A 26618-nucleotide genomic window follows, 5' to 3' on the forward strand; every position below is an offset into this window, starting at 1 on the left:
AAGCGCCCGATCAGCCTTCGTTCAGCACGATTCGCCTAGCTTGGTGTCACCGGGCGCCGATGCGCCTCTCAAGAAGGACAGGACGTCATGAACAATGTAACTGCGGGTATCGTCGGCGTCGCTGCCGCCGCGGTGGTCGGCATGTCGGCGATGGTGTTCGCCACCCGCTCCGGCGAGGGCGACGCCGCCGGCAAGGCGGACAAGGACAAGAAGGAAGTGGTGGCGACCCGCGAGGAATGCCACACCGAGCGCGTGGTCACCAACAAGGAATGGGGCGCCAAGCGCGTGACCGGCACGATCCTGGGCGGTGCCGCCGGCGGTGCCATCGGCCACCAGATCGGTGGTGGCAGCGGCAAGGACGTGGCGACCGTCGCCGGCGCGCTGGGCGGTGCCTATGCCGGCGGCAAGGTCGCCCAGAAGCACTATCCCGACCAGGAAGTGAGCTACCGCGAGAAGTGCCGCCAGGTGCCGGTGCGTTAAGCACGCAAGGGCTGGTTAAAAAACAGCAGGCCTTCGGGCCTGCTGTTTTTTTCTGTTGCCGGGCGGCAACAGGGCTTCATCGCGGGCCAGAAAAAGCTGGACGCATGCCGGTTGGCGGGGCAGAGTTACCACTCGTGCGGAGCGGTAGGATTTCTCTACTTACTCTGTATAGGTTCGCGCCTACGGTGTCTCCATGGCACCCCGAGACCCCCCGCTCATGCGCTCAACTTTTCATCGCAGCCTGTCGGCTGCAGGCCTGTTGCTTTCGATTCTTGCCGCCACGGCGAGTCCTTCCGCCGCTGCCCTGGACCTGAGCGACAAGCTGGGCATGGCCACCCGCGGCAACGAGTTGGTGGACGACAGCGTGCAGACCCCGCTGGCGCTGGAAGCCTCGCCCAAGCTCGACGACGAGTTCGTCGTGGACCTGGTGATCAGCGACGCCTTGTCGCTGCTGGGCACCAGCTACCAGTTCGGTGCGCGCGAAGACGCCAAGAACGTGGACTGTTCCTCGCTGGTGCAGCGCATCTTCCGCGCCATCGGCCTGGACGTGCCGCGCACCACGCGCGAGCAGGTCGGCTACGGTGAGCCGGTGGCCCTGTCGGCACTGCGCAAGGGCGACCTGCTGTTCTACCGCTGGCAGCGCCAGGGCCTGCACGTGGCGGTCTACATGGACGACGGCTACATCCTGCACGCTTCGCCCGGCCAGGGCCGCGTGGTGGTCACGCGGCTGACGCCGAGCTGGGACAGCCGGCTGGTGGCGGCGCGGCGCGTCATCTAGGCTTCACGGTGCGCATTGCGCACCCTACGCCGGCGTTTCGGTAGGGTGCGCAATGCGCACGCGGTACGATCTCAGAGACTCACCAGCTCGTAGTTGTTGCGCCCCGATTCCTTGACCCGGTACAGCGCCTCGTCGGCGGCGCGGTAGGCGTCCGACAGGCGCGTGTCCGGCGGTGCCGCGGCCGCACCGATGCTCACGGTGATGATGCCCAGGGTGGCGCCCTTGTTCTCGATCTGCAGCCCCGAGATGGTTTCCAGCAGGGCCGAGAGCCGCTGCCGGCCGGATTCCTCGTCGCAGTCGTGCAGCAGCAGCGCGAACTCTTCTCCCCCCATGCGCGCCACCATGTCCAGCGGCCGGCGCGCGAAGCCCGACAGCGCCACCGCGATCTCGATCAGCACGCCGTCGCCATACTCGTGGCCGTGCAGGTCGTTGACCTTCTTGAAGTGGTCCAGGTCGATCACCGCCAGCACCATGCGGCCGCTGCGGCTGCCGCGCGACAGGGCGCGGCTCATCGCCTCGTAGTGCTTCTCCAGCGCGCGGCGGTTGGGCAGGCCGGTGAGCGGATCGCGGTGTGCCATCACGCGCAGCAGCAGCGCGGCCGCCCATTGCCGGCGCAGCGCCAGCTTGTTGGACACCGAGGCCAGCACCACCAGCGCCGGCAGCAGCCACTTGATGATCCAGGAGCTGGCGGCGTGCGGGTTCGGCGCCTCGCCCCAGAGCCAGGCCTGGCTGAGGCTCACGCCGATGTAGGCCGCCAGCAACAGCATCGTGCGGCTGAACCGCAGCCGCGCCATCAGGATCACCGCGATCGGCACCAGCACGCCGATCGAGGGGTCTATCGGAAAGCCCGAGCGGTCGCTGTGGTGGCGCATGGTCTCCACCACCAGCATCTCGATCACGTAGGCGCCCATCATCACCCACTCGGTGCTGTCGGCATCGGGGCGACGCAACAGCAGCCATAGCACCAGGCCGAACAGCGGCGTGATCACCGCCAGCTCCAGCATCAGCACGAAACCGCTGTTGGACGGTGCGGAGCCGATCAGGGCCGGCGCCCAGAACGCGGCGGACGCGAAGGACAGCAGTGTGATCACTGCCAGGATGATGCGGGCATTGCGGCTGGAGGCGCGGTTGAAAGTCTGGAAGTCGTCTTCCAGCCGCTTGGGGAAGCGGAACTGCCGGGTCTTTGCGGCAACGATGTCCGCGACCTCGTGGGCCTCCTGCGGTGTCAGGTCGTATTCCGGCAGGTCGCGCAGGGCCGCGATGGCCTTGCGTGGTGCCAACCCCTCCTCGGCACTGTGATCGCTCATGCGGTCTCTATTGGCGGGCTTCCAACCCTTGTTATGCCCGCAGCCTAACAGGCTGCGGGCCGGGTGCCGACCCCTGAAAAAAGCCTAGTCCTCCCGGAAACCCTCGCCGAGGAAGCGACGCAGCGGCCTGCCGCGCTCCAGTTCATGGTGCAGTTGCCGGCGCCCGGCGCGCAGCGATTGCCGGCCCAGCTCCTCCTGCTGCGCCAGCCGGCGGCCGAGCAGCAGCAGCGCCAGGCGGCGATATCGGTCTGCCACAGCGCCATGCCGCAGCCGATGTCGTTGCCGACCAGCGCGGGGTAGAAGCGGCCCACCGAGAAGAACGCCGCGCCCACCGGATAGCCGCGGCCGGCGTGCAGGTCGGGCATGCCGGCGACGCGGCGCATGCCCGACAGGCGCGCGCTGGTCTGCAGCTGCTGGATCGCGTTGCCTTCGATCCAGGTGTCGTCCGCGGCGACGAGTACGACGCTCGCGGACAGGTGTTGTATGGGATTGCCCATGGTTCCATTTCCAGAATGGTGAAAAGAAAAGTCTGGTGATGGCAGGCCGGGCGGGCCTGGGCAAAGCGGCTGCCGTCAGGCGGCAGCGGGAGCGCTCAGGCGAGGCTCGACCTGCAAAGGCGATTTGACGGTGTCATGAAGCGTCTCCTTTGCGGTGGCGGTGATTGAGAGGGCGCGCATCCTATTCCTGGGTTGCGGCCAATGCAACGCGCACTAGGCCCGGCACGATGCGTGCTATATCCATGGCGAAGGGGAAGCCTGTTTTTTTGGCCACAACAGAACTATGGGGTGTGCTGCCGTGCTGTCAAAGACTCCTGCATGCGTCCCAAGCGGTTCGCAGGGCCGCGCCTGCCCCAGACCCGGCCTGGCTGTGGTCACCGCCTTGACGGTGGCAGGCGCGGCTGCTGCACCAAGCGTGCACGCGGCTGAAGGAGTCCCCGCCTTGTCTGCGGGCATGGGCTGGTGGCTGGCGCTGTTGCTGGCAGTGCTGGCGGCCCTGGTGCGCGCCCTGCGCCGGCGCGGCGTGAAGCAGGTGCCGGCTGTGGCCGAAGCTCCCGGGGCATCCTCGTCGCGCCTGACAGCGGAGCCGCACATGTCTTGGTCCCTGGACCTGCTGCGGCAGCTGGAGTGGGCGCGCGTGGAGGAGCTTTGCGAGGGCCTGTGGAAGGCACGGGGCCACGCCGCTGTGCGCCAGCCACCGGGGCCGGCGCGGGGCGCTGCGGACATCGTGGTCGGCGAGCCCGGCAATGCCGACCGTGTGCATGCACTGCTGCGCTGCGAACCCTTCATCAACGGCGTGGCAGGCCCGGACCAGCTGGAGGCCCTGCATCGCGCTGCCGGCGAGCAGGCAGCGCCGCTGGCGGTGTTCTACGCCCTGGCGGGCTTCACCGAGGAGGCCGTGCAATACGCCGTCGGCACCCCGCTGCAGCTGCGCTCCGCGGCGGAGCTGTTCGCCGAGCTTTGTGCCCTGCCGGAAGAACCGCAACTGGAGCTGCTGGACGAGATCACCTACGGCGACTACATGACGCCGTCCTGCCCTCGCTGCGGCGAGAAGCTCTTGCGCCAGCACGGCATCGAAGGGCGCCCGGCCTGGTGGGGTTGCCCGCGCTTCCCGGCCTGCCGCGGGCGGATCTGACCTCGGCACAAATCTCGTCGGCTTGAGGCCGTAGGTCGCCCGATCTCCGCCACTTATCCACAGGCTGGCCGAAATCCTGTCCACTACTGCCGTGCAGCATGGCCCCGGAAAATGCACTTCATCGAATCCGGGGACGGCATGAAGACTTTCACCACGACGATGTTGCTGGCAACGGCGTTGCTGATGGCGCCGGCGGCACAGGCCGCGCCCGGCAAGGCGCACAAGGCCCGCGCGGCCCGGGCCTCCGTCGTGCGTCACATCGTCTACAGCCCTGCCGGCGGCAGGCTGCAGCCGCCGGCGCCGCGTCCGGCGATTGCCGGCCTGGCGCCGCAGCCGCCGGCTCCCCCGGCGGCCGAACCGGGCCAGATCACTGCCCTGATGAACCAATGCCAGGCGGCGATGCCGGCCGCACATCCCTATCGCGCGGCGCAGGCCAGCCGCGAAATGTTCCAGCTCGAGCTGGCCATGTCCTACCGCGCCGCCGCTGCCCAGCTGAGCCCGCAGGAAGTGGCCGGCGCGATGGCCATCGAGGCCCGTGCCTACGGCAACCTCGCCGCCACCTGCGCGCCCCTGCTGGTCTGACCCCCTGTCCCGGAACGGGACCCATTCAGCCCCGCCTTGCGGGGCTATTTTTTGGCTCAGCCCAGCCGCTGCAGGAACCAGCACGTCCCCAGCGCCAGCAGCGCGGCCGCCACCAGCCGATGACGCAGCGGTGGCCAGCGCGCCGCCAGCCACCACACCGGGATCACGAACAGCAGCTGGCCCAGTTCCACGCCGGCATTGAAGCCCAGCAGCGGCAGCAGCGGCACCGTGCTGGCGCGGTTGAGTTCGCCCAGCACGGCGGCGAAGCCCAATCCGTGGAACAGGCCGAACAGCGCGGTGCGCGTCGCGTCCAGGCGCGGGTCTTCGCTGCTGGCGGTGCCGGCGGTGATCAGCACCGCCGCCAGCGCCAGGGCCAGCGGCAGCACGCCGGCGAGCCAGCCCAGCAGGCCCAGCGACAAAGCGATGAGCCCGGCCTGGCGTGCGGCGCCAGCGCTGCCGCGCAGCAGGCGCTCGGCGGCGGCGCAGACGATGGTCAGCGCGATGAAGGCCTCCACCATCGAGGATTCCGGCCGCACCCAGCCGCGGCTGGCGAGCAGCAGCGTGACGCTGTGGCCCAGCGTGAATCCGGTGATGCGCCAGGCCAGTGGGCCGATGCTGCCGGCGCCCAGCAGCACGATCATCAGGAAGGCGAGGTGGTCCCAGCCGATCAGGATGTGCTCCGCCCCCAGCAGCAGGTAGCGCCCGAATTCCGGCGGTGCGGCGGCAGCCGCCGGCGACAGGTCCAGCGCCTGCTTGCCGGAGCCCATCGCCCAGGGACCGGAGAGCTGCCCGCCGTTGCTGAGCTGCAGCAGGTGCAGGTGGCCGGGCACGCGGTCGAGCAGGAAGGCGGCGTGCAGCGTCTGCGGCTGCTGCTGGCAATGCCACGTGGCCTGCAGCAGCATCTCGCTGTCGCCGCGATGGCCTTCGCTGCGTGCGAGCGTGCAGGGCTGGCCGCCGGCGTCGAGCTGGAAGTAGCGGCCCGTCAGTGCCGCGATTTGCGCCGGCGCCTGCGTGTCGCGTGGGTCCCAGCCGGCGGGGTTGAGTACCGACATCGGCAGCCGCAGCTGCATGCTCACGTCCTCGCCGCTGATGGTCCAGCTGGAATAGGACACCGAGCGGCTGTGCGCGGACGCGCTGCCGGAGCAGAGCAGCAACAGCAGGGCCAGCAGAGCGGCGAGCCCACCAGAATCCGTTCGTGCTGAGCTTGTCGAAGCACGGGCGGATTCCATCACCGTACGGTCAATGGGTTGCCGCCCGCACTTCGACAGGCTCAGTGCGAACGGAAACCTGAACCTGGCCTTCTCAGGGCTGCGCATCGGGCGCGATCTTCACCGGGATGTCGCGGCGCAGTTGCTCGAGCAGCCGCGCCAGCGCGGCGTCGGCCTGCTGCCGCGCCAGGTCGCTGCGCACAGCCTCGGCCACGTCCTCGTAGTGCGGGCTGTCCTGCTGGCGTTCGCGCAGCAGCAGGTACAGCTGTGCGTCACCGGCAGGCAGGGGGCCGAGCAGCTGGCCGGGCTGTGCCGACTGCAGGGCCGCCACCGCGCCGCCGCCGAGGTACTGCGCCAGCCGTGAAACCGGCAGGGCGGTATCCGGCAGCGTCACGGGCAGCAGCGGCGCGGTTGCCTGGCCCTGTTCCAGCGCGCTGCGCAGCAGGGCCGCGTCAGGAGCCTGCGCGCCGGCCGGCAGCAGCAGCGCCGCCACGCGCAGGCGCGGCTGCGGGGCGTAGCGCTGCGGCTGGCGGTCGAACAGCGCGCGGGTGGCGGCCTCGTCGGTGGTGCCGCCCGCGGTGGCGCCGTCCACCAGGGCGGCGATCACGGTCTTGCGCAGGCCGGGCTCGTCACGCACCAGGCCGCTGGCCAGGGCGTGCTGGAACAGCAGTTCCTCGTCCACCAGGCGCTGCAGGATGCGGGCGCGGGCAGCCGCGTCGAGCGCGCGGCCGCTGTCGCCCTGCACGGACTGCAGCGCACGCAACCATTCCTCGCGGCTGATCGTGTGCTCGCCCACCAGGGCGACGCTGCCGGCCGGCAGGCCGGGGCCGCGCCAGCTGTCCCAGAGCAGGGCGGCGCCGGCCAGCAGGCCGCCGGCCAGTACCGAAAGCCAGGCCAGGCGGGCGGAGGAAAGATTGGTGACTTTCAACATATTGACATAGTGTAAACAAAGCGCCTCTAATGTGAAGCAGGCCGCCCCATGGAGGCGGTGGGGGAGACGTGTTGAAGACCATCCTGAAGATCGCCGCGGTGACGGCGGTGGTGATCGCCCTGCTGGCCGCTTTCGGCTGGTGGGATCGGCAGCAGGCACCGAAGGAAGTGGCCGGCACGATCGCGCCGGCGCGCGTGGATGCGGCCAGCCTGCAGGCGCGGGCCCGGGGCAACGCGGGCGAGGACGACCAGATCCTGTTCGGCGACCTGCACGTGCATACCACCTTCTCCATGGACGCCTTCGTCTGGGCGCTGCCGCTGATGCATGGTCCGGGCTCGCGGCCGCCGGCGGATGCCTGCGACTACGCGCGCTTCTGCTCTTCGCTGGACTTCTATGCGCATACCGATCATGCCGAAAGCCTGACGCCGCGGCACTGGTCGATGATCAAGGACACGGTGCGCGCCTGCAATCAGGCCGCCGGCCCGGCCGGTAATCCGGACATCGTCGCCTTCCTCGGCTGGGAATGGACCCAGATGGGCAATTCGCCCGAGACGCACTACGGCCACAAGAACGTGATCCTGCGCGAGACCGCGGACGACAGGGTGCCGGCGCGGCCCATCGTGGCCGGCGGCGTGTCCTTCAATGCCATGCGCCACGACCCGCTGCCGGTGCCGGAGCGCATCGTCGGGCCCTACGCGGCGGACTTCCCCAACCGCCGCCTGCAGTTCCAGCAGCAGAACAAGCGCCAGGAGCTGATCGAGATCGCGCCCTGCCCGGTGGGCGTCAGTTCGCGCGAGCTGCCGGCCAACTGCATCGAGACGGCCGACACGCCGGGCGACCTGTTCCGCAAGCTCGACGAGTGGGGCGGCGAGGCGCTGGTGATTCCGCATGGCACGACCTGGGGCTACTACACGCCGCCGGGCTCCGACTGGACCAAGCAACTCACGCTCAAGCAGCATGACCCCAAGCGCCAGAAGCTGATCGAGATCTTTTCCGGTCACGGCAACGCCGAGCCCTACCGCGACTGGAAGGCGATCGCCTGGGACGCGCAGGGCAACGCGGTCTGTCCCGAGGCCAGCGACGACTACCTGCCCTGCTGCAAGCGCGCCGGCCAGATCATCCGCTCGCGCTGCGACGACCCCCGGTCGCCGGACTGCGAGGCGCGCGTGCAGCAGGTGGAGAAGAACTACCTCAAGGCCGGCCGCGCCGGGCACCTGACGGTGGCGGACGCCAGGCCGGAAGACTGGCTGGCCTGCGGCCAGTGCACCGACTGCTTCATGCCGCCGCTGAATCACCGCGCCGGCAGCTCGGTGCAGGCGATCATGGCGCTGAGCAATCCGGCAGAGCGCGATGCCGACGGCGGCCCGCTGCGCTTCCACTTCGGCTTCATCGGCTCCAGCGACAACCACGCCGCCGAGGCCGGCACCGGCTTCAAGCAGGTCAACCGCCACTCCTCCACCGAAACGCGTGGCGCGCTCAACGCGCTGGTGCAACGCAATTTCATCGAGGCCGCCAAGCCCAAGGGCGATCCGCAGCAGCCGCGCGAGTTCACGCTGGGCTCCGGACCCTACAACTTCCTGCAGACCGCCGAGACCGAGCGCCAGGCCTCGTTCTTCTATACCGGCGGCCTGGTCGCGGTGCATGCCCCGGGCCGCGGGCGTGACCAGATCTGGGATGCCCTGCAGCGCAAGGAGGTCTACGGCACGTCGGGCCCGCGCATGCTGCTGTGGTTCGACCTGATCGGCGCCGACGGCCAGCGTCATCCCATGGGCTCCGAGCTGCAGGGCAGGGACGTGCCGCGCTTCCGCGTCAAGGCGCAGGGCGCGTTCGTGCAGAAGCCGGGTTGCCCCGCCTGGACCGAGGCGGCCATCGGCCCGCAGCGCATCCAGCAGCTCTGCGGCGGCGAGTGCTACAACCCCGGCGATGCGCGCACGCCGATCGATCGCATCGAGATCGTGCGCATCCGCCGCCAGGAAAATCTCCACGATCCGCTCAAGCCGCTGATCGAGGATCCCTGGAAGGTGCTGCGCTGCGCCGACAGCGGCCAGGGCTGCACCGCCGAGTTCATCGATCCGGAGTACCCGTCGATGAATCGCGAGCTGCTGTACTACGCCCGTGCGGTCCAGCGCGCCGAGCCCACCATCAACGGCGCTCAGCTGCGCTGCGAGCGGGACGCCAAGGGCCAGTGCATCAAGGTCACGCCCTGTCATGGCGATGAGCGCACGCCGATCGACGATCTCTGCCTGGCCGAGGCGCAGCACCGCGCCTGGTCCAGCCCGATCTTTGTCCGGCCATAGCGGAGCCCGATCATGCAGCGCTTCCTCGACGCCCTCAGCCGCCTGCAGCAACGCCACGCGCTGCTGCTGTTCCTCGGCCTGGGCGCGCTGCTGTTCGCGGTGGATGGCCTGCGCCAGCGCGGCGAGTCGCTGACGCCGCCCACGGCCAGCGCCGAAGGGCAGACCGCGGAGCAGTGGCTGGAAGACGAAGTGCTGTACCGCGAGGCCATCGCGCGCGGGCTGGGCGAGGGTGACCTGATCGTGCGCCGCCGCCTGGTGCAGAAGATGCGCCTGCTGCTGGAGACCGGTGTCGACGTGGCCGAGCCCAGCGACCGGCAACTGCGCGATTGGGTCGGCGTGCATGCCGGCCGCTATGGCGGACTGGAGCGCCTGAGCTTCGAGCACGTGTTCCTGTCGCGCGGCCTGCGCGACGCACACCTGGCCAGCGATGCCGCGGCGCTGGGCGCAGTGCTGCAGGCGGATCCGGGCGACCTGGACAAGCTCAGCGATCCGCATCCGGGTGGCACGCATCCGGCGGCGCTGAGCCAGCGCGATGTCGAGCGCATGTTCGGTACGCCGTTCTCGATGCTGCTCGCGGAACTGCCGCAGGGCCAGTGGCAGGGCCCGCTGCCTTCGGCGATGGGCCTGCACTTCGTGCGCATCCGGGATCGCCGTCTGGCGCAGCCCGACTACGCCGCCGTGCGCGAGCGTGCGCAGCGCGACTACCTGCTGGAGCGCCGCGCCGAAGAGACGCGCCTCGCCGTGCAGCAGCTCAAGACCCGCTACGGCCTCGACACCGGGCGCGGAACGCCCTGATGCATCGCCTGCTCGTCCTGCTGGTCGTACTGCTGTCGGCGCCCGCTGCCTGGGCGCATTCCATGAGCAGCGCGCAATGGCGCCTGAGCCAGGTGGACGCGCAGACCTGGGACAGCCGCCTGCGCCTGCCGGAAGATTTCGAAGGCCGCCTGATGTCGCTCAAGACGCTCGGCCCCGTTGGCTGCGAGCGCCTGGGCGAGACCCACACGCAGCCGGCTGAAGAAGGCCTGGTGATGCATTGGCGCCTGCGCTGCCCGCAGGGCCTGCAGGGTCCGCTGGGCCTGGAGGGCTTCACCATCCAGCTGTCCGACGCGGTGCTGCTGCTGCAGCCGCTGCAGGGCGCGCCGCAGTACGCGGTGCTGTCGGCGGTGAACCCGCAGTGGACGCCGCAGCAGAAGGCCGCAGCGCCGCCCGTGCCGCAGTACCTGGTGCTGGGCGTGGAGCACATCCTGCTGGGCGTCGATCACCTGCTGTTCGTGCTCGGCCTGTTCCTGCTGTGGCGCCGCAGCGGTGCCGGTGTCGGCAGGCTGGTGGGCACGCTCACCGCGTTTACGGTGGCGCATTCGGTCACCCTGGCCGGCGCCATGCTGCGCGGCTGGACGCTGCCGGGTGGTGCGGTGGAGGCCTGCATCGCGGCGTCCATCCTGCTGCTGGCGGTGGAACTGGCGACCGGTGCCAGGGGCCTGGCGCAGCGCCGGCCCGCGGGCATCGCCTTTGCCTTCGGCCTGCTGCATGGCTTCGGCTTTGCCGGTGCGCTGGCCGAGACCGGCCTGCCCGAGCAGGCGCGCGGCTGGGCGCTGGCGGCTTTCAACCTGGGCGTGGAAGCGGGGCAGTTGCTGTTCGTGCTGGGCCTGCTGGCGGCGCTGCGCCTGCTGCGGCCGCAGCCGCGCTGGGCGCCGCTGGCGCTCTGCGCCTATGGCGCGGTGGCGGCGTACTGGCTGATCGAACGCAGCGCGGCGGTGTTGTTGTGAAGACGGAGAGCGGCATGCAGGTCATTTCGGCGAACATGATGCACGTGACGCTGCGCGCACTGGCGCTGGCGGCAGCGACACTCCTGGCCGCCTGCGGCCGCTCCGAAGCGCCGTCGGGCACGGATACACCGCCCACGGAGAATCCCCCGGGCACCGTGCAAGGCGAATGCGGCCCCGTGGTGCCCGGGCGCAAGCAGGCGCTGTACGGCGACCTGCATGTGCACACCAGCTATTCCTTCGACACCTACTTCTTCAACTCCATCAACGGCCCGCGCGAGGCGATCCGTTTCGCCAAGGGCGAGCCGGCGGGCTACCCCGCGGGTGACACCGACCCCGACACGCCGGTGACGCACGAGACGCTGGACCGTCCGCTGGATTTCGTGGCGCTCACCGACCACGCCGAGTTCCTGGGGGCCTTCAAGCTGATCTGCGAAGCCGGCGGCGCGGTGCCGCCGGGGACCAACCCGGTGTGCAACATCATCGGCAACAACATCCGCGGCAACATCCGCGCCTTCGTCGAAGGCACGACCACGCCGTTCCAGATTCTCATCCAGACGCTGCTGGCCGAGAGTCCCACGGACCGCAGCGCCTGGGCGCAGGAGCGCGCGATCACCGACGAAGAGTACGTGCCCTGCAGCTTCTCCACGCTGCACGGCTACGAGTTCAGTTCCAACAAGCGCGGCCAGATGCTGCACCGGAACATCATCTTCCGCGGCCCCGCCGACGAGGTGCCGGACACGGTGTTCGCCTCGGTGACGCTGACCAGCGGCATCGACGATCGCAACGTCAACGACGAGTGGATGCTGTTCGACCACCTGCAGACCGAGTGCGGCGGCGTTCCCGACTGCAAGGCGCTGACCATTCCGCACAGCGCCAACCTGTCGGACGGCCGCTTCTTCATGCCGCGCGACTTCGCCACCGGCCTGCCGCCGGGCCGAGACGGCGTGGCGCTGACGCGCGGCGACGCCGAGCTGCGGCGCAATTACGACCGCGTGTTCGAGATCTACCAGCACAAGGGCGGCTCGGAATGCGCCGTGGGCCTGGAGGGCAACTACCTGGAAGGCGAAGAGGGCAGCTGCGACTTCGAGCTGACCAAGAACGTCTGCGCCGGCCTGCCGGACGATCCGCCGGCCTGCGCCAGGTACTGCACGGGCGATCCTTCGCGTGACCCCAGCTTCTGCTCGCTGCGCCAGGAGCCCACCTATCTCACGCGCGTCTGCGACACCGCCGGGCCCAACGGTGCCTCCGGCCCCGCCGCCAACTGCAGCACGCCGCTGGACTACTTCCGCAACATCATGGCCGAGGGCCTGAGCCTGCGCAGCGTGCTGGGGATCAACCCCTATCGCCAGGGCATCATCGCCAGCACCGACACGCACAACGGTACGCCGGGCATGACGCGCGAGCGCATGTACCCCGGCCACGGCGGCGTGCTGGAAGACGAGCCCAAGGACCACCTGGGCCTGTGGGCCTGCGACAACAAGAACCAGGACCCCAACGACCCGGCCAACTGCACCAACCGCGTCTTCACCGACCGCGCGCGCGGCTTCGGCACCGGCGGCATGGCCGGCGTGTGGTCGGCCGAGAACACGCGCGGCCAAGTCTGGGACGCATTGCACCGCGGCGAGACTTTCGGTACCTCGGGCCCGCGCCTGCGCATCCGCATGCAGGCCAGCTGGACACCGCCGCCGGCCGACATCTGCGCGAAGCTGGCGCAGGGCGGCGAGAGCGTCACCCCTGCCACCGGCGCGGTGATGGGCGGCAACCTGCCGCCGAAGCCTGCCGGCGCCACGGCGCCCTACATCACCGTCTGGGCGATGCAGGACCCCGGCGGCTCGGAGCCGACGCTGCCGCTGCAGGCGATCGACATCGTCAAGGGCACGCTCGACGCCAGCGGTGCTCCGAAGGTGCGCGCCTACGACAACGTGGTGAAGACCACGCACCCGGTGCAGCGCCCGGCGCCGGACTGCTCGGTGGCCGTCGGCGGCCATCCCGACCAGCTCTGCGTCACCTGGCAGGACCCGGATTTCCACGGCGACCGCGATGCCTACTGGTACGCCCGCACCCGCGAGATTCCCAGCTGCCGCTGGAGCACGCAGCTCTGCGTGTCCAAGGCCGTGAACTGCGCCGCGCTGGACCCTGCCAACGGCGTCTTCCCGGCCGAGAGCGGCTGGCAGGGCTACGAAGGCTGCTGCCGCATGGAAGGCGCGCCCGGCACGTTCCAAGGCCGCAACATTTTCGCAACGCTCGAGGAGCGCGCCTGGGCCTCGCCCGTCTGGTACGAAACCCCGGCACCCTCTCTGCTCAAGGCCAGGAAGCAACCATGATCAAGGATTTCAGGAACAAGCTCTGCGTCATCACCGGCGGCTCCAGCGGCATCGGGCTGGCGGTGGCCGAGGCGCTGGCACGCGAGGGCGCACGCCTGCTGCTGCTGGCGCGCGACCCCGCGCAGCTGGAGCGAGCCGCGCAGCAGCTGCGCGAGATGGGCGCGGCCGACGTCGCCACCATCAGCGCCGATGTGAGCCGCGACGAAGACATCGCGCGCCTGCCTGCCGCGATCCACGCCATGGGCCCGGCGGCAGACCTGGTGGTGAACAGCGCCGGCATCGTCAGCGGTGGCCTGATGCACGAGGTGCCGATGGCGGAATGGCGGCGCCTGCACGAGATCAACGTGCTGGGCGTGGTGCGCGTGATCAACGCCGTGGTACCCGACATGCTGGCGCGCTCCGCGCGCGGCGAGGGCGGCGGACACATCGTCAACATCGCCTCCGGCGCCGGCCTGGTCGGCTTCACCGGCCTGGGCAGCTACGTCGCCACCAAGGCCGCGGTGGTGGGTTTCAGCGAAAGCCTGCGCAGCGAACTGGCCGCCGCCGGCATCGGCGTCACCGCCGTGTGCCCGGGCTTCGTGCAGACCCCCATCGCCTCCAAGGTGCAGCTGTTCGGACGCATGGACACACCGCGCACGCAGGCCTTCATCCAGAACTGGTTCGTGCGCAACAACCTCAAGGCCGAAACCGTGGCCGCGCGCACGCTGTCCGCGGTGCGGGCCAACCGCGCGGTGATGGTGGTGGGCCGCGACGCCGTGTCGGGCTACTGGACCAAGCGCCTCGCACCCTGGCTGCTCGACCGCGTGATGAAGCGCTCCGCGCGACCGCTGACGGCCGCGCGCAAGAAAGCGGCGTAGTTTTCTCCCTCTCCCGCTGGCGGGAGAGGGCTGGGGTGAGGGTGGAGCCTTCAAACGGAGGCGCTGTGCGTAACCGCCACTGCACCACCCTCACCCCAACCCCTCTCCCGCCAGCGGGAGAGGGCCCACCTGATTGAGAGTGCCCATTGAAGAAGCTCCTGCTTGCCCTTGTCGCCTTGATCGCCATCAGCCTCGCCGCCTTCCAGCTGCCCGCCGTGCAGGACCGCCTGGTGGACCAGGCGATCCGCCGCAACATGGACAACGCCGACCGCGGCGCGCTGTTCAACGACGACGCGCTGCGCCTGCTGGTCTGCGGCAGCTCCTCGCCGTTCCCTTCCGAGGACCGCGCGCGGCCCTGCCTGGCCGTGATCGCCGGCGGCAAATTCTACGTGGTGGACACCGGCCCCGGCTCCTGGAACCGCATGGCGCTGCTGCGCATCCCCGGCGAGCGCATCGGTGGCGTGCTGCTGACGCATTTCCATTCCGACCATATCGGCGACCTCGGCGAGTTCAACATGCAGACCTGGGTCGCCGGCCGCCCCGGCCCGCTGCCGGTCTACGGCCCGCCGGGCGTGGAGCGCGTGGTCGCCGGCTATACCGAGGCCTATGCACTGGACAACGGCTACCGCGTCGCCCATCACAGCGCCGAGTTCCTGCCGCCCGGGAAGGGCCTGATGGAAGCGCATGCGGTGGACGCGCACGATGGCGCCAGGCCGCTGTTCACCGACGGCGAATTGCGCGTGACGATCTTTCCCGTACACCACAACCCGATCGAGCCCGCCGTGGGCTACCGTTTCGACTACAAGGGGCGCTCGCTGGTGATCAGCGGCGACACCACCAAGGACCCGCGCCTCACCGCCGTGGCCAGGGGCGCAGACCTGCTGGCGCACGAGGCACAGAACCAGGAACTGGTCGCGCGCATGGCCAGCCTCGCCGGCGAACTGGACCGCCCGCGCCTGAAGAAGGTGCTGGGCGACATCCCCAGCTACCACACCAGCCCGGTGGAAGCCGCCGGGGTGGCCAACGAGGCCGGCGTGAAGCTGCTGCTGCTATATCACCTGACCCCGCCGCCCCCGCGTGCCGTGGAAGGCGTGTTCCTCCGCGGCGTAGCCGCCGTGCGGCCGCAGGGCGTGGCGCTGGCGCATGACGGGGATCTGGTGGAGCTGCCGCTGGCGGGTGGTGAGCCGAAGCTCAGCCGGTTGCGCTGACCCGTCGCTCCGGCGAAAGCCGGAGCCCAGTCCCTCACTGATTGACGGATGTCAGCGTCCATCACTCAAACCTTGATGGCCTGTAGCCCGGTTTCGCGCAGCGAAGCCGGGAGCGCAGGTGGGTGTGTTCCCCGGCTTGCCTGCGGCAAACCGGGCTACGGGGAACGCGGTTTCTGTCCCCTCTCCCGCTTGAGGGAGAGGGTGGCCGAAGGCCGGCGAGGGGATGGATCCCCGAGGTAGGGCAACGCATGGAGCAGTTGCCGGGAGAGGGTTTCTGTAAAAGTTGGTCGGGCTAGCCAAGCCCGCTTTACAGAAACCCTCTCCCTTAGTCCCTCTCCCGCAAGCGGGAGAGGGGACAAGACGAGGGGGATGTATCCACCTGTATCCCACGCTGCCAAAAATCACAGAATCCCGCCCGCTCCCGGTCTAGAATCTCCTCACCGCTCCCGCCGGGCTGCGGACCCACGAGCGCGCCATGCCCGATTCGACACCGCCCCCCAAGCCCCTGTCGGCGCTGCCCGGTCCGCGCGGCTGGCCGCTGCTGGGCAACCTGCCGCAACTCAGCCGCACGCAGATGCACCTGGTGCTGGAGCGCTGGGCGCAGCAGTACGGCCCGCTGTACCAGCTGCGCTTCCTGAACAAGCGGCTGATGGTGATCTCCGACATCGAGCTGTGTCGCCGCGTGCTGCGCGAGCGCCCGGAGAACTTCCGCCGCTTCCCGGCCTTCGAACGCATCATCGGCGACATGGGCCTCACCTCGCTGTTCTCCTCCGAGGGCGAGACCTGGCGGCGCCAGCGCCGCGTGTTCATGCGCGCGCTCAACATCCACCACATGGCGCCCTTCCTGCCCAAGCTGGAGGTCATCACCGGCCGCCTGCGCAGCCTGTGGCAGCGCGCTGCCGACGCCGGGCAGCCCGTCACCGTGCTGGACGATGTCATGCGCTACACCCTGGACGTGACCACGCGCTTCGCCTTCGGCTACGACGCCAACGCGCTGGAAACGCACGAGGACCCCATCCAAAAGCACCTGAGCCGCATCCTGCCCATGGTCAGCCGGCGCGCGCGCATCCCCGTGCCCTACTGGCGCTGGATCAAGTTCAAGGCAGACCGCCAGCTCGACGCCGACCTCGAAGGCGTGCGCGGCTACATCGAGGGCCTGATCGCCGATGCCCGCGCCCGCATCGCCGCCGATCCGTCGCTGAAGGAAAAGCCCACCAACCTGATCGAGGCCCTGCTGGTCACCGGCGACGAAGACGGCTCGGTCTTCAGCGACCACGACATCTTCAGCAATGCCCTCGGCACGCTGGTGGCCGGCGAAGACACCACCGCCATGACCCTGGCCTGGATGATGTACTTCCTCGCGGGCCACCCCGAGGCGCAGGAGCGCCTGCATGCGGAGGTGGTGGCCGGCGGCAGCGACTATCCGTTTCTCGAAGCGGTGATGAACGAGACCTTCCGCCTCAAGCCGGTGGCGCCGGTGTTCTTCCTGCACGCCACGGCCAACGTGGAGCTGGGTGGCTATGCCGTGCCGGCCGGCACCGACCTGGTGCTGGCGACGCGCCCCGGCGCCTACGACGACGCCGAGTTCCCCGACGGCCGCGAATTCCGCCCGGAACGCTGGCTGGTGCCGCAGGCCAACTACGTCACCCGCGCGCCGCTACCCTTCGGCCATGGGCCGCGCCTCTGCCCGGGCCGCAACCTGGCGCAACTGGAAATCCGCACCGTGGCAGCGATGCTGGCGCGGGACTTCCGCATCAGCCGGGCGGACGACAAGCCGGTGGAAGAGAGCTTTGCGTTCACGATGGCGCCGAAGGAGCTGCAGGTGAGGTTCGAGCGGCGCGCAGGGGAGTGTTGAAACTGAGCATGAACAATGACAAAAGCTACATAATTTCGTTGGACTATGGCGATCGGAAAAAAGAAAGAGAATTTGTTCGCCAGCTGCTTCAGCGATACGACAAGGACTCTCTCACGGGATGTGCCTTGTTCGTTAACAATAACCCATACAGCCTTGAATCATTCCTGTGCCTAAACTTTGAAAAGGGGCATGATGATTTCGAATGCTGGCTGGGGAAAAGTTTCCCATCAAAAAAGCGGGACTACCGATTTCTATTTTCGGAAATTGCTGATGCGGTATTTTCCAAAGGATTCAATGTAGTCACCTTCTCGGACGACTCGATGCTTGAAATTCAAATGTCGGAAAGAGTCAATGGCATCTACTTGTACCCGGATAGAAGCCTGGTGGACGACATATTTGGAAAGCCGGTCACGGAGGGAACCTTCACGGTCTTCTTGTCTCATTCGAGCAAAGACAAGGTGATAGTGGATTCCATATTTTCAGCATTGCACAAAGCAGGTATTCGCGCTTGGTATGACCGGTACGAGATTCAACCCGGGGACAGCATCACCGACAGAATCAACGAGGGTCTCAAAACCTCCGGCCTTGGCCTTATCTTTCTTTCCAAAAACTTTTTGCATCAGCAATCTGGTTGGACAATGAGCGAGGCAAATTTCTTCCTTCAAGAGCGGATGCGCGACAAGAAGAAGAAATTCATAGTTGTCAACATAGATCTTTCAATTGATCAAATGCCCCCTCTTCTCCGGGACTATAGGTTCATTGACTTATCGACGTCAGGGGCGCATCAAGAGATTGTTGATGCGATCGTTCGAGCGAAGCGGGCGTAGCCTGCAACAGCGAAGGGTGGGCAAAGCGCAGCGTGCCCATCATTGAGTCACTCTCCAGCCCGGCAAGCACGCCTCTCCCGCGAGGGGAGAGGAAAAAAGAATCAGCAGCGGGGCGCCGCTAGATCTTCGCCATGACCTCGGCATCCGCCACATAGAACTGCCGGAACCATTCGCGGAACTGGAAGATCGGGCCGTCGCCGTCGCAGAGCAGCGGCTTGTGGCGATACTTCTTGTTGTTCCAGATCACCATGTCCACGCTCTCGAAGCCGGCGCTGGTCTCATTCTCCGCTTCGTGCACCATGTGGTCGATCAGCTTGCGGGCGATGTACAGCTCCTTGGAGCCTTCCGGGTAGTCCTTGTGGCGGAAGCTCATGTTCATCTTCGTGAGCTCGCGCGTGATCGGCTGGGTGTAGGAGAACAGCGTCGCGCTGACGCCCTCCTGCGTGAAGGTCACGGTGCCCACCGCACCGGCGCCCCAGGTCTGGCCCACGATATAGCCGCCGCCCAGGTCGAAGCGCTGCATGTGCTTCTCGTATTCCACGTTGATCGGCGGGACGCCGGCCGCGCCGTGCAGGAACTTCAGGTGCGCCACGTCGACGCTGTTCTCCACGATCTCCTGGACCGCCGTGCTGGCCTGCCAGTTGCCGCGCTGGTCGCCGACCCAGCCCGGGTCTTCCATGCAGGGAATGTGGGGCAGGTCCCAGGTCGGCGGCTCCGCCAGCGGGTGGAACCAGGCCCAGATCTGCCCGTAGCGCTCCTGGGTGGGCAGTGTGCGCAGGATCGGCCGTACCTTGGTGATGGCCGGTGCGCCGCGGCCGTAGGGCACGTTCTTGCACCAGCCCTCGGCGTCGTACTCCCAGTGATGGAAGGGGCAGCGGATGTTGTCGCCGCAGACCGTGCCGCCGTGCCCCAGGTGCGCGCCCAGGTGCGGGCAGTACGGGTCGGACACGCCCACCTTGCCGCTCTCGCCGCGGAACAGCACCCATTCCTGGTCGAACAGCTTGATGTTGCGCACCTCCCCGACCTTCAGGTTCTCGGAGAAATCCACGAAGAACCAGCTGCTGGGGATGGGGAAGGGGCAGCGCTCCAGGCGGGTGGACTCCAGGAGCTGTGCAAGCTTCAGGTCGGCCGCGGGGCGGGCGCTGGCGGGGGATTGGAGGGTTTCGGTGGACATGGGCTGCACCCGGTGTGGAAGACGGTGTTGCGGGAGTCCAGCGTAGGGGGCGGGCCAGCCCGGATTCATCCCTCATTTGCAGGGCGTTTGGGGCCGGAGGGAGGACGAGGACGATGGAAAAAACGGGGTGCTGGCGGGTGACCTGCCTGATCCGGACCCGGGGTGCGACGGATCTGTCCCTGTTTCCTCTCCGCGCCTGACGAGTTCGTCAGGTTGCGGGGGTTGATCCCGGGCGGCAGGATGGTCTCATCGAAAGAACGAGTCCCCAAGGGCAGCAGATGGCCGAGATCAGTGGTTGCGGCACGATGTTCTATGGCTGGAAACACCAGGGGGAATACTCGACGGCCACCAGCTGGTTCACCTTGTTCTATGTTCCGGTCATTCCCTGGGACCGCTACCGATTGAGAGCGCTGACGGCTTCCGAAAAGGAGCGGCTTCGCGCACTTCCTGATGGCCTTCCCGCCGAGGTCGTCGGTCACGGTTCGGACGACCTCTATGTGGTTCATCAGCGGCTGCTGTGGGATGGCAGGGAGATACTGGTCACGTACCTGAAAACCTATGTCCTTCTGCCGTTCCTGATGGCTTGGCCGCTCTTGCTGGTGCTGGCAGATCGCGCCCTGTTCGGGCCTCGTCCGGAACTGATTGGGGTCCCCTGGGTTGAAACCACGCTCAAGGTCTTCGCAGTCTTCATGGTCGTGAACGCCATTGTGGTGCCCGCCTGGGCCATCCAGTCGTCGCGTGGATATCGCGGCGGGCTGTTCAGGAAAAGTGCAGGTAGGGCGGGTCCTTGACCCGCCTGTCGCGAACGGCGGGTCAAGACCCGCCCAACACGAGCTGGATAGCCCCGCTTGCTCCCCTGTAAATTTCCAGTGGGTAAGTGCCTGAGATCAAATTCGCGTCGGTCGTAAAGGAGCGAGCATGAGAGAACGACGTAAGGCGGCCACCCTCACGGATCGCATAGCGGTCGCTTTTGGCTCGGCGCTCTTCGCATTTCCGCTGGCCGCAATCACTTGGTTCGGGTGGCTGCAGCTGGTGCCCAGTGACGGGGTCGTTGAGCACCTTTCCTTCAAGTATGTCTGGTACTTCACGGGGTTCATGGCGGCACTTGGATTCCTGCTGCTGGAGAACTTTCTGGTAGCAATTCTTGCGGCACTCATGGAGTACGTTTTCGAGACCAAGAGCAAGACACCTTTGTGAAGCGGAAGGGGGGATGCTTCCGCACTGCAGAACCTGAGCGAACGTGGGCCTTGGAAGGCAAAGAACCCAGGCGGGGCCATTTCGTGGTGTATCATCCGCCGCGGAGTTTTTCCGATCCGCCCCTCGTCCCGGCTTCAGAGCTGCAGGCGCCATCCATCACCCCTGGCCGGGACCTGTCATGCCATCACTGCGCGTTAGTTACCAGACCCTTGAGTTCAGCTGCGCCGACATCCATCTGCGCACCTTGCGCGATCTTCAGCAGTTCAGTGACGACACCGGCGAAGCCGAGCGCCTGGGGATTCCCCTGCCGAGCTGGCCGCTGTTTGGTGTGATCTGGGACTCCGGCCAGGTGCTGGCCCATCTCATGAGCAGCTATGACATCGCCGGCAAGCGGATTCTCGAAGTGGGCTGCGGCATCGCCCTGGCGAGCCTGGTGCTGAACAGCCGCGGGGCCGATGTGACGGCCACCGACTATCACCCTGAAGTGGCGAATTTTCTCGCCGAAAACGTGCGCCTGAATGGCGGTCGCGAAATTCCGTTCGTGCGTACCGGCTGGCAGGATCAGGACACGGACCTGGGCAGGTTCGACCTGATCATCGGCAGCGATCTGATCTACGAACTCGCCGACCTCGGAATGCTGGCGGCCTTCATCGACCGGCATGCCGCCCCCAGCTGCGAAGTGCTGATGGTCGACCCGGGCAGAAGGTGGCAGACGCACTTCAGCGAGAAGATGGAGCAGCTGGGCTACAGCAGCAGTTCCAGCGTGCCCGAGAATACGGAATACCTGCTCAATCCCTTCGAAGGCAAGATCCTGCGCTACAAGCGTTGATGGCGAGGCCGCGGGCCCGGCTCGAAGAAATACGGAGTTCCGTTAGGAGTTTGTGGCGAAAGGCGCGATAATGTTTCGCAGGAGCCTTGCGTCCGGAACCGGCTTGAGTTGGCGCGCCATGCTGTGCCGCCACAGATGCCTTGCGTGAGCCTGGCCCTCGAATTCCCGGCTTGAAGCCAGCGGTCAAATCCTGCCGTTTCCATTTCGTGGTCTACTGCAGGCGGTCGAACGATTCCGTTCCGCCGCCTCGTCCCGGCTGCAAGGCTGTTGGCGCCGCCAATGCAAAGCCTGGCCGGGACCTGCCATGACACCACTGCGTATCCGCTACCGGACCCTGGAGTTCGAGGGCGCCGATATCCATCTGCGCACGCTGCGCGATCTGCAACAGGTCGGTGAGGACGAAGGTGCTGCCGAGCGCCTTGGCGTTCCCCTGTCGAGCTGGCCGCTGTTTGGCGTGGTGTGGGATTCCAGCGAGGTGCTGGCCCACCTGATGAACAGCTACGACATCGCCGGCAAGCGGATTCTCGAAGTGGGCTGCGGCATCGGCTTGACCAGCCTGGTACTGAACGGCCGCCGGGCCGATGTGACGGCCACCGACTATCACCCGGAAGCAGAGTTTTTTCTTGCGGAAAACGTTCGCATGAATGGCGGACCTGCGATCCCGTTCGTGCGCACGGGCTGGGGTGATCAGTGCACCGACCTGGGCATCTTCGACCTGATCGTCGGCAGCGACCTGCTCTACGAGGGTGACAATGTCGGATTGCTGTCGGCCTTTATCGACCAGCATGCCGGCCGTCCCTGCGAGGTGCTGATCGTCGATCCCGGTCGGAATTGGCATATGCAGTTCAGCCGCAGGATGGAGCAGCTTGGGTACTCGAGCAGCTACAGCAGGCCAGGGAACACGGACTATCTGCTCAATCCCTTCAAGGGACGGGTGCTGCGTTACTGCCGTTGATGCAACGGGCGATGGGCGGCCGCACTCCATTCGCGGGACGCAGCTTGAAAAATACGGAACTCCCTCTTGTGTAGGAGCGAGCTTGCTCGCGACCCGGTGGAGAAGAGCACAGTCCCGCCCTACGTGAATCCGTCAAAGCGTCTTCAGATACTCGATGATCGCCCTGCGCTCCTGATCCGTCAGCACCGCCGTGAACGCGTGACCCTGGTTGCCCTGGCTGTAAAGGTTGCTGTTGTAGATCTTGCGGTTCTCGATGTCCTGCCGGGTCATCGTCAGGCCCTGCGGCCGCGGCAGGTTCCAGGTGAGGCCGACCAGGGTGTAGATGTTGCCCAGGATCTGCTGCACCGGTGAGGGCGTGTTGGGGCTGATCGGGTTGCAGGCGAGGTAGGGCTGGCTGCCGGCGGCGCCGCAGGGAATCTCGTCGTACTTCCAGCCGAGCTTGTCGAAGTCGTAGCCGCGCTGCAGGTCGGTGTCGAAGCCCATCACCACCTTGCCGTCCTGGTCGGCACGCGCGGGCGTGGACCCGCGCTTCCAGATGCGCGGGCGCTCGCTGTCCGGGTCGAGCACGCCCCAGATGTTGGGCACGGCGCCGTTGTGGAAGTAGGGCGCGGCGGCCCAGATGCCCCACAGCGGCGGGGCCAGCAGGATCGGCGTGTTGCCCTCGGTGTAGCCGGCATTGCCCAGGCCGCAGGACACCACCGACTGGTTGAGGATTGCGGGGCTGACGCTGCCGTCGGCGTTGCGCAGGCTCTGCATGGCCTCGGCGTAGACCGGGTCGGTGCCGATGACCGAGGTGGGCACGGTGTAGGCGGCGACACCGGCGAGCTGCGGCGTATCCAGGTAGCTCGGGTCGTTGACGTAGCGCGGCGAGTACGCGCCATGGCAGCTGGCGCAGGAGCCGTTGCCCATGTCCGGGCGCGGCACCGGGTTGTGCAGGTTTGCGTCCCAGAGATTCTTGGAGTGGAACAGGATGGCGCCCTGCTCGGCCAGCGCGGTGTCGATGGCGCGTGGATAGCGCGGCGGCGGCAGGGTTTCGGCCCAGGTCTGGAAGGGGCCGGAGTGTGCGTCCATCCAGGCCAGTGCCTCGGTGCCGCCGCCGGTCAGGCTCTTGGCCAGGTCGTAGTACGCGGCCAGGTCGATGCGCGAGGAGTCGGTGGGCAGGACGGCGCCGTGGAATTTCTGCGGGCGGTAGGCGAGGTTCCACCAGGGCGGGCTCTTGATGTTGCCGATGGCCTGGCTGAACACGATCTTGTCGTTGAGCAGCAGCCTGGGGTCGCCGTTGCTGAACAGGATGAAGGCGAGCTGGAAGAAGTCGATCGCGCCGCTGCCGCGGTTGGTGGAGAGCGTGACCGCGGAGATCGCGGTGTTCACGCCCAGGCCGGTGAGGCCCTCGGCCTTGCTGAAATCGGAGCTGGCGACGGAGAAGTCGCCGATGCTGCCGGCACCGCCGAGTTGCGGCCCCATGCCGGGGCCGTCGGCGGTCGTGCCGAGCTGGCCGTTGTGGCAGAACAGGCAGACTTTCTGGCCGATCTCACCGGTCCATGTGCCATCGGCCTTGCGGATCTGCGTGAACACCATCGGCAGCTGGCCGCTGCCGCCGTTGCTGGCGTTGGGGTCTTCGCCGGGCAGCGGGTAGGGATTGCGCACCAGGCTGCGCGGCGAGCCGTAGCGCTCGGCCACCAGCTCGTCGAAGTTGTCGGGCCGCTCGTCCAGGCCCCAGGCGGAATCCCAGAGATTGTTGTACTTCTCGGCGGAGAGGCCGGCGGGGTTGTCGTTGCCGCCGGCGAAACTCAGCGGCGTGCCGGTCTCGCCCTGGCCGTGGCCGACGAACAGGCCCAGCCTGGCCTGCTCGCGCATTTCACCGCAGGTCTTGGGCCGCGCCACGACGTTGTCGCAGGACTTCCAGTGGGCGTTGAAGGCCACGGCCTTGCCCTGGTTGACGCCGGGCACGATCAGCGTGCGCGGGTCCACCGGCAGCACGGCGCTGTCGGCCTTGCCGGCGCAGAAGTTGGACCAGGGGCCGCCGCCGCGCGGGCCGGCGAGCAGTGGAAACTCGGTGATGGCGCCGAGATTGCCAAGCGCGCAGGCGGCAGGATCGAGATAGCCGCGCAGCAGCGCGTCCATTTCCTTGTAGGCGTCGCTGCCCACCGGCCAGGGCGTGCCGCCGCTGTGCGAGCGCGTGTCGGTGCCCGAGGCCATCTTGAGGATGCGCGAGGGGCCGCCGGCGTTGCCGCCCAGGCGCTCCCAGGAGGCGCGCAGCAGGCTGGAGTCCTGCGCCTTGTTGCCGGACAGCTGGAACAGCTTGCCGTCAGGCACGTCGGCGACGCCGCCCGGGATGTGGCAGCTGCGGCAGAAGTCGAGCCGCGGCTGCACGCGCTGCGCAAACAGCTGGTCGCAGTTCTTGACCTCGCCGCTGCCGCGGGGGCCGCCGCCACCGCTGGCCGGGCCGCTGCGCCCGCCGTACTCGCCGCAGGCGGACAGAAGGAATACGGCGCAGAAAGCCGCCAGCAGACGCCGGTTGTTCAGGTCTCGCGGGCTCATGGCTCTCCTCCACGGCAACAGCGATGGTGTGCGTCCTAAGGTAAACCGAGCAAGTACTCGGCACCACTCGGATTGCCCACCCCGGGACCGCCGCTGCGGAAGGCTCGTGGATGGTGAGACAAGTTATTGATCTGGAAGCAAAAAATGAGTCTGTCCGCGCGCGGCGACTGGCCCTCGTCGGGGCTCGCCATGACAGGGCTGCTCGGCTTTCTCGACAAAGGTCAAATAATTAGTGTTGACTTATGAATTAGCAACAACTAATGTATTTCCCATGAACCAGGCTACCTCCATCAACACCGTCATGCGCACGCTCGCCGACCCCACGCGGCGGGCCGTGTTCGAGCGGATCGTCAGCACCGACGAGATCAGCGTGGTCGAACTCACGCGCGGCAGCGGGGTGACGCAGGGCGCCATCTCGCAGCACCTCAAGACGCTGAAGCTGGCCGGGCTGGTGGCGGAGCGCCCGGAAGGGCGGCATGTGTACTACCGCGCCGAGCCCGAGGGCCTGGCGCCGCTGATGGACTGGATGAGCCACTACGCCGTGTTCTGGCGCGACCGCTTCGACACCCTGCGGTCGCTACTCAAGGAGATTGATCCGTGAACGATGCAGCGACGATGACCGAGACCCGCGAGATCGTGGTCGACGAAGTGTTTCCGCACACGCCCGACGTGCTGTGGAAGACGCTGACCACGGCAGAGCTGATGGGCCGCTGGCTGATGGTGCCCCGCGGCTTCGAGCCGGTGCCGGGCAAGCAGTTCAGCTATCAGACCACGCCGGCCGGCCAGTGGGACGGCGTGATCCAGTGCCAGGTGCTGGAGGTGGTGCCGAACGAGCGCCTGGTCTACTCCTGGCAAGGCGGGCACGAATCCAATGCCGAGTACGGCTCGCGCCTGGAGACGGTGGTGACGTTCACGCTCAGCCGCTCGGATCTCGGCACAAGGTTGCGGCTGGTGCATTCCGGCTTCCGCCTGCCGAAGAACCACTCGGCGTTCAGCAAGATGAGCAATGGCTGGCCCAAGGTGCTGCAGCAGATCGGCGCCATGTCGGGTGAACAGGACACGAAGGAGGCGAAGAAGAGCCATGGATAGCATCGTTGCCGACAACAGCTTCGCCCATCATCCCGTGGTGTCGCAGGAGCAGTGGATCGCCGCGCGCAAAGCGCTGCTGCTGCGCGAGAAGGAACTGACGCGCCTGGGCGACCAGGTGGCCCGCGAGCGCCGGGCGCTGCCCTGGGTGCGCATGGAGAAGGACTACGTCTTCGACACGCCCGAGGGCCCGCGCACCCTGGCCGGGCTGTTCGACGGCCGCCGCCAGCTGCTGGTGCAGCACTTCATGCTCGGTCCGGGCTGGGAGCAGGGCTGCAAGAGCTGCTCCTACATGGCCGACCACAGCGACGGCGCGAATCCGCACTTGGCGCAGCGCGACGTGACGCTGCTGGCGATCTCGCGCGCGCCGCTGCCCGAGATCGAGCGCTTCCGCCAGCGCATGGGCTGGAAGTTCAAGTGGGTGTCCTCCCACGGCACCGACTTCAACCGGGACTTCTGCGTCTCCTTCACGCCGGAGGAGAAGGCCCGGGACGAGGTCCACTACAACTACGCCAGACAGCGTTTCATGCAGGAGGAGATGCCCGGCGTCAGCGTGTTCTACAGGGACGACGCGGGCCATGTCTTCCACACCTACTCGACCTACGGGCGCGGCGTGGAGGTGATGATGGGCACCTACAACCTGCTCGACCTCGTGCCCAGGGGCCGCGACGAGGACCAACTGCCGTTCACCATGGCCTGGGTGCGCCACCACGACCGCTACGAGACGGCGCCGCCCGTGCACGCCGCGGGTGGCTCCTGCTGCAAGTCGCAGGCCTGAGCCCGG

Annotated in this window: 24 protein-coding genes and 1 pseudogene; 19 read left to right on the plus strand and 6 right to left on the minus strand. The window is 67.5% G+C overall.

The window, feature by feature from the left end:
* The first annotated feature begins 87 nt into the window (after nt 1-87).
* Nucleotides 88-480 (plus strand): glycine zipper 2TM domain-containing protein, encoded by a 393-nt coding sequence (locus tag D0B54_RS03355; protein WP_117289171.1) that lies wholly within the window; start codon nt 88-90, stop codon nt 478-480.
* 217 nt (nt 481-697) lie between these two features.
* Nucleotides 698-1258 carry a C40 family peptidase gene (locus D0B54_RS03360; protein ID WP_162932160.1) on the plus strand — a complete coding sequence of 187 codons (561 nt, stop codon included), beginning with the start codon at nt 698-700 and terminating at the stop codon, nt 1256-1258.
* A gap of 71 nt (nt 1259-1329) precedes the next feature.
* Here D0B54_RS03360 and D0B54_RS03365 read toward each other — a convergent pair whose 3' ends face one another.
* Both D0B54_RS03365 and D0B54_RS25130 read right to left on the minus strand, forming a co-directional pair.
* Complete coding sequence (locus D0B54_RS03365) at nt 1330-2565, minus strand: GGDEF domain-containing protein (RefSeq protein ID WP_117289175.1); 1236 nt, start codon at nt 2563-2565, stop codon at nt 1330-1332.
* 236 nt (nt 2566-2801) lie between these two features.
* Nucleotides 2802-3062 (minus strand): annotated as a pseudogene (locus tag D0B54_RS25130) (RtcB family protein); the annotation flags it as partial.
* Nucleotides 3063-3504: 442 nt separating this feature from the next.
* Between D0B54_RS25130 and D0B54_RS03375 the strand changes: the two are divergent.
* Nucleotides 3505-4197, plus strand: coding sequence for a restriction endonuclease (locus tag D0B54_RS03375; RefSeq protein ID WP_162932161.1), 693 nt, complete (start codon nt 3505-3507; stop codon nt 4195-4197).
* 138 nt (nt 4198-4335) lie between these two features.
* Complete coding sequence (locus tag D0B54_RS03380) at nt 4336-4779, plus strand: hypothetical protein (protein WP_162932162.1); 444 nt, start codon at nt 4336-4338, stop codon at nt 4777-4779.
* A 56-nt stretch (nt 4780-4835) separates the two neighbouring features.
* Here the strand turns inward: D0B54_RS03380 and D0B54_RS03385 are convergent, their stop codons facing one another.
* Both D0B54_RS03385 and D0B54_RS03390 read right to left on the minus strand, forming a co-directional pair.
* Nucleotides 4836-5933 carry a HupE/UreJ family protein gene (locus D0B54_RS03385; RefSeq protein WP_162932163.1) on the minus strand — a complete coding sequence of 366 codons (1098 nt, stop codon included), beginning with the start codon at nt 5931-5933 and terminating at the stop codon, nt 4836-4838.
* Between the two features lie 148 nt (nt 5934-6081).
* The gene (locus D0B54_RS03390; RefSeq protein ID WP_162932164.1) at nt 6082-6915 is read right to left on the minus strand and encodes a hypothetical protein; all 834 of its coding nucleotides are present in this window, start codon (nt 6913-6915) and stop codon (nt 6082-6084) included.
* Nucleotides 6916-6989: 74 nt separating this feature from the next.
* On the opposite strand from D0B54_RS03390, the gene D0B54_RS03395 reads away from it, so the two are divergent.
* From D0B54_RS03395 to D0B54_RS03430, 8 genes are all read left to right on the plus strand, one after another.
* The gene (locus tag D0B54_RS03395) at nt 6990-9215 is read left to right on the plus strand and encodes a DUF3604 domain-containing protein (RefSeq protein ID WP_162932165.1); all 2226 of its coding nucleotides are present in this window, start codon (nt 6990-6992) and stop codon (nt 9213-9215) included.
* A 12-nt stretch (nt 9216-9227) separates the two neighbouring features.
* Nucleotides 9228-10010: a peptidylprolyl isomerase gene (locus D0B54_RS03400; RefSeq protein ID WP_117289187.1), complete on the plus strand. Its 783-nt coding sequence runs from the start codon at nt 9228-9230 to the stop codon at nt 10008-10010.
* Nucleotides 10010-10981 (plus strand): HupE/UreJ family protein, encoded by a 972-nt coding sequence (locus D0B54_RS03405; RefSeq protein WP_117289189.1) that lies wholly within the window; start codon nt 10010-10012, stop codon nt 10979-10981. Before D0B54_RS03400 ends, D0B54_RS03405 begins: the two co-directional genes overlap by 1 nt.
* A gap of 14 nt (nt 10982-10995) precedes the next feature.
* Nucleotides 10996-13305: a DUF3604 domain-containing protein gene (locus D0B54_RS03410; protein ID WP_117289191.1), complete on the plus strand. Its 2310-nt coding sequence runs from the start codon at nt 10996-10998 to the stop codon at nt 13303-13305.
* Complete coding sequence (locus D0B54_RS03415; protein ID WP_117289193.1) at nt 13302-14162, plus strand: SDR family NAD(P)-dependent oxidoreductase; 861 nt, start codon at nt 13302-13304, stop codon at nt 14160-14162. Before D0B54_RS03410 ends, D0B54_RS03415 begins: the two co-directional genes overlap by 4 nt.
* A gap of 146 nt (nt 14163-14308) precedes the next feature.
* Nucleotides 14309-15370, plus strand: coding sequence for an MBL fold metallo-hydrolase (locus D0B54_RS03420; RefSeq protein WP_117289195.1), 1062 nt, complete (start codon nt 14309-14311; stop codon nt 15368-15370).
* Between the two features lie 475 nt (nt 15371-15845).
* Nucleotides 15846-17225 (plus strand): cytochrome P450, encoded by a 1380-nt coding sequence (locus tag D0B54_RS03425; RefSeq protein ID WP_117289197.1) that lies wholly within the window; start codon nt 15846-15848, stop codon nt 17223-17225.
* Nucleotides 17226-17233: 8 nt separating this feature from the next.
* Nucleotides 17234-18052: a toll/interleukin-1 receptor domain-containing protein gene (locus D0B54_RS03430; RefSeq protein WP_117289199.1), complete on the plus strand. Its 819-nt coding sequence runs from the start codon at nt 17234-17236 to the stop codon at nt 18050-18052.
* A gap of 118 nt (nt 18053-18170) precedes the next feature.
* On the opposite strand, the gene D0B54_RS03435 is transcribed toward D0B54_RS03430, so the two are convergent.
* Nucleotides 18171-19226 carry a Rieske 2Fe-2S domain-containing protein gene (locus D0B54_RS03435; protein WP_117289201.1) on the minus strand — a complete coding sequence of 352 codons (1056 nt, stop codon included), beginning with the start codon at nt 19224-19226 and terminating at the stop codon, nt 18171-18173.
* Between the two features lie 278 nt (nt 19227-19504).
* Here D0B54_RS03435 and D0B54_RS03440 point away from each other — a divergent pair, with 278 nt between their 5' ends.
* The 4 genes from D0B54_RS03440 to D0B54_RS03455 all read left to right on the plus strand — a co-directional run bounded on the left by D0B54_RS03440 (nt 19505) and on the right by D0B54_RS03455 (nt 22207).
* Nucleotides 19505-20017, plus strand: coding sequence for a hypothetical protein (locus D0B54_RS03440; protein WP_117289203.1), 513 nt, complete (start codon nt 19505-19507; stop codon nt 20015-20017).
* Nucleotides 20018-20144: 127 nt separating this feature from the next.
* Entirely contained in the window at nt 20145-20423 is a 279-nt protein-coding gene (locus tag D0B54_RS03445; RefSeq protein WP_117289205.1) for a hypothetical protein, read from the plus strand.
* Between the two features lie 178 nt (nt 20424-20601).
* A complete protein-coding gene (locus tag D0B54_RS03450) occupies nt 20602-21252 on the plus strand; it encodes a class I SAM-dependent methyltransferase (protein ID WP_117289207.1) in 651 nt (216 codons plus the stop codon).
* Nucleotides 21253-21556: 304 nt separating this feature from the next.
* Nucleotides 21557-22207 (plus strand): class I SAM-dependent methyltransferase, encoded by a 651-nt coding sequence (locus D0B54_RS03455; RefSeq protein ID WP_117289209.1) that lies wholly within the window; start codon nt 21557-21559, stop codon nt 22205-22207.
* A gap of 132 nt (nt 22208-22339) precedes the next feature.
* On the opposite strand, the gene roxB is transcribed toward D0B54_RS03455, so the two are convergent.
* A complete protein-coding gene (gene roxB / locus D0B54_RS03460; protein WP_117289211.1) occupies nt 22340-24748 on the minus strand; it encodes a rubber dioxygenase RoxB in 2409 nt (802 codons plus the stop codon).
* A 271-nt stretch (nt 24749-25019) separates the two neighbouring features.
* Here roxB and D0B54_RS03465 point away from each other — a divergent pair, with 271 nt between their 5' ends.
* From D0B54_RS03465 to D0B54_RS03475, 3 genes are read left to right on the plus strand one after another with little or no spacing between them, the layout of a single operon-like run.
* On the plus strand, nt 25020-25349 hold the full coding sequence (locus D0B54_RS03465) for an ArsR/SmtB family transcription factor (protein ID WP_117289213.1): 330 nt from the start codon (nt 25020-25022) through the stop codon (nt 25347-25349).
* Nucleotides 25346-25837 carry an SRPBCC family protein gene (locus D0B54_RS03470; protein ID WP_117289215.1) on the plus strand — a complete coding sequence of 164 codons (492 nt, stop codon included), beginning with the start codon at nt 25346-25348 and terminating at the stop codon, nt 25835-25837. The genes D0B54_RS03465 and D0B54_RS03470 overlap by 4 nt, the downstream gene beginning before the upstream one ends.
* The gene (locus D0B54_RS03475; RefSeq protein WP_117289217.1) at nt 25830-26612 is read left to right on the plus strand and encodes a DUF899 domain-containing protein; all 783 of its coding nucleotides are present in this window, start codon (nt 25830-25832) and stop codon (nt 26610-26612) included. Before D0B54_RS03470 ends, D0B54_RS03475 begins: the two co-directional genes overlap by 8 nt.
* Nucleotides 26613-26618: the final 6 nt, after the last annotated feature.

It is taken from the genome of Solimonas sp. K1W22B-7 (genome assembly GCF_003428335.1).
Taxonomy (GTDB): domain Bacteria; phylum Pseudomonadota; class Gammaproteobacteria; order Nevskiales; family Nevskiaceae; genus Solimonas_A.

Coding starts and splice junctions, on each gene's coding strand:
- D0B54_RS03355 (WP_117289171.1), top strand. CDS start 88: ATGAACAATGTAACTGCGGGTATCGTCGGCGTCGCTGCCGCCGCGGTG.
- D0B54_RS03360 (WP_162932160.1), top strand. CDS start 698: ATGCGCTCAACTTTTCATCGCAGCCTGTCGGCTGCAGGCCTGTTGCTT.
- D0B54_RS03365 (WP_117289175.1), bottom strand. CDS start 2,565: ATGAGCGATCACAGTGCCGAGGAGGGGTTGGCACCACGCAAGGCCATC.
- D0B54_RS03380 (WP_162932162.1), top strand. CDS start 4,336: ATGAAGACTTTCACCACGACGATGTTGCTGGCAACGGCGTTGCTGATG.
- D0B54_RS03400 (WP_117289187.1), top strand. CDS start 9,228: ATGCAGCGCTTCCTCGACGCCCTCAGCCGCCTGCAGCAACGCCACGCG.
- D0B54_RS03405 (WP_117289189.1), top strand. CDS start 10,010: ATGCATCGCCTGCTCGTCCTGCTGGTCGTACTGCTGTCGGCGCCCGCT.
- D0B54_RS03410 (WP_117289191.1), top strand. CDS start 10,996: ATGCAGGTCATTTCGGCGAACATGATGCACGTGACGCTGCGCGCACTG.
- D0B54_RS03415 (WP_117289193.1), top strand. CDS start 13,302: ATGATCAAGGATTTCAGGAACAAGCTCTGCGTCATCACCGGCGGCTCC.
- D0B54_RS03425 (WP_117289197.1), top strand. CDS start 15,846: ATGCCCGATTCGACACCGCCCCCCAAGCCCCTGTCGGCGCTGCCCGGT.
- D0B54_RS03430 (WP_117289199.1), top strand. CDS start 17,234: ATGAACAATGACAAAAGCTACATAATTTCGTTGGACTATGGCGATCGG.
- D0B54_RS03435 (WP_117289201.1), bottom strand. CDS start 19,226: ATGTCCACCGAAACCCTCCAATCCCCCGCCAGCGCCCGCCCCGCGGCC.
- D0B54_RS03440 (WP_117289203.1), top strand. CDS start 19,505: ATGGCCGAGATCAGTGGTTGCGGCACGATGTTCTATGGCTGGAAACAC.
- D0B54_RS03445 (WP_117289205.1), top strand. CDS start 20,145: ATGAGAGAACGACGTAAGGCGGCCACCCTCACGGATCGCATAGCGGTC.
- D0B54_RS03450 (WP_117289207.1), top strand. CDS start 20,602: ATGCCATCACTGCGCGTTAGTTACCAGACCCTTGAGTTCAGCTGCGCC.
- D0B54_RS03455 (WP_117289209.1), top strand. CDS start 21,557: ATGACACCACTGCGTATCCGCTACCGGACCCTGGAGTTCGAGGGCGCC.
- roxB (WP_117289211.1), bottom strand. CDS start 24,748: ATGAGCCCGCGAGACCTGAACAACCGGCGTCTGCTGGCGGCTTTCTGC.
- D0B54_RS03465 (WP_117289213.1), top strand. CDS start 25,020: ATGAACCAGGCTACCTCCATCAACACCGTCATGCGCACGCTCGCCGAC.
- D0B54_RS03475 (WP_117289217.1), top strand. CDS start 25,830: ATGGATAGCATCGTTGCCGACAACAGCTTCGCCCATCATCCCGTGGTG.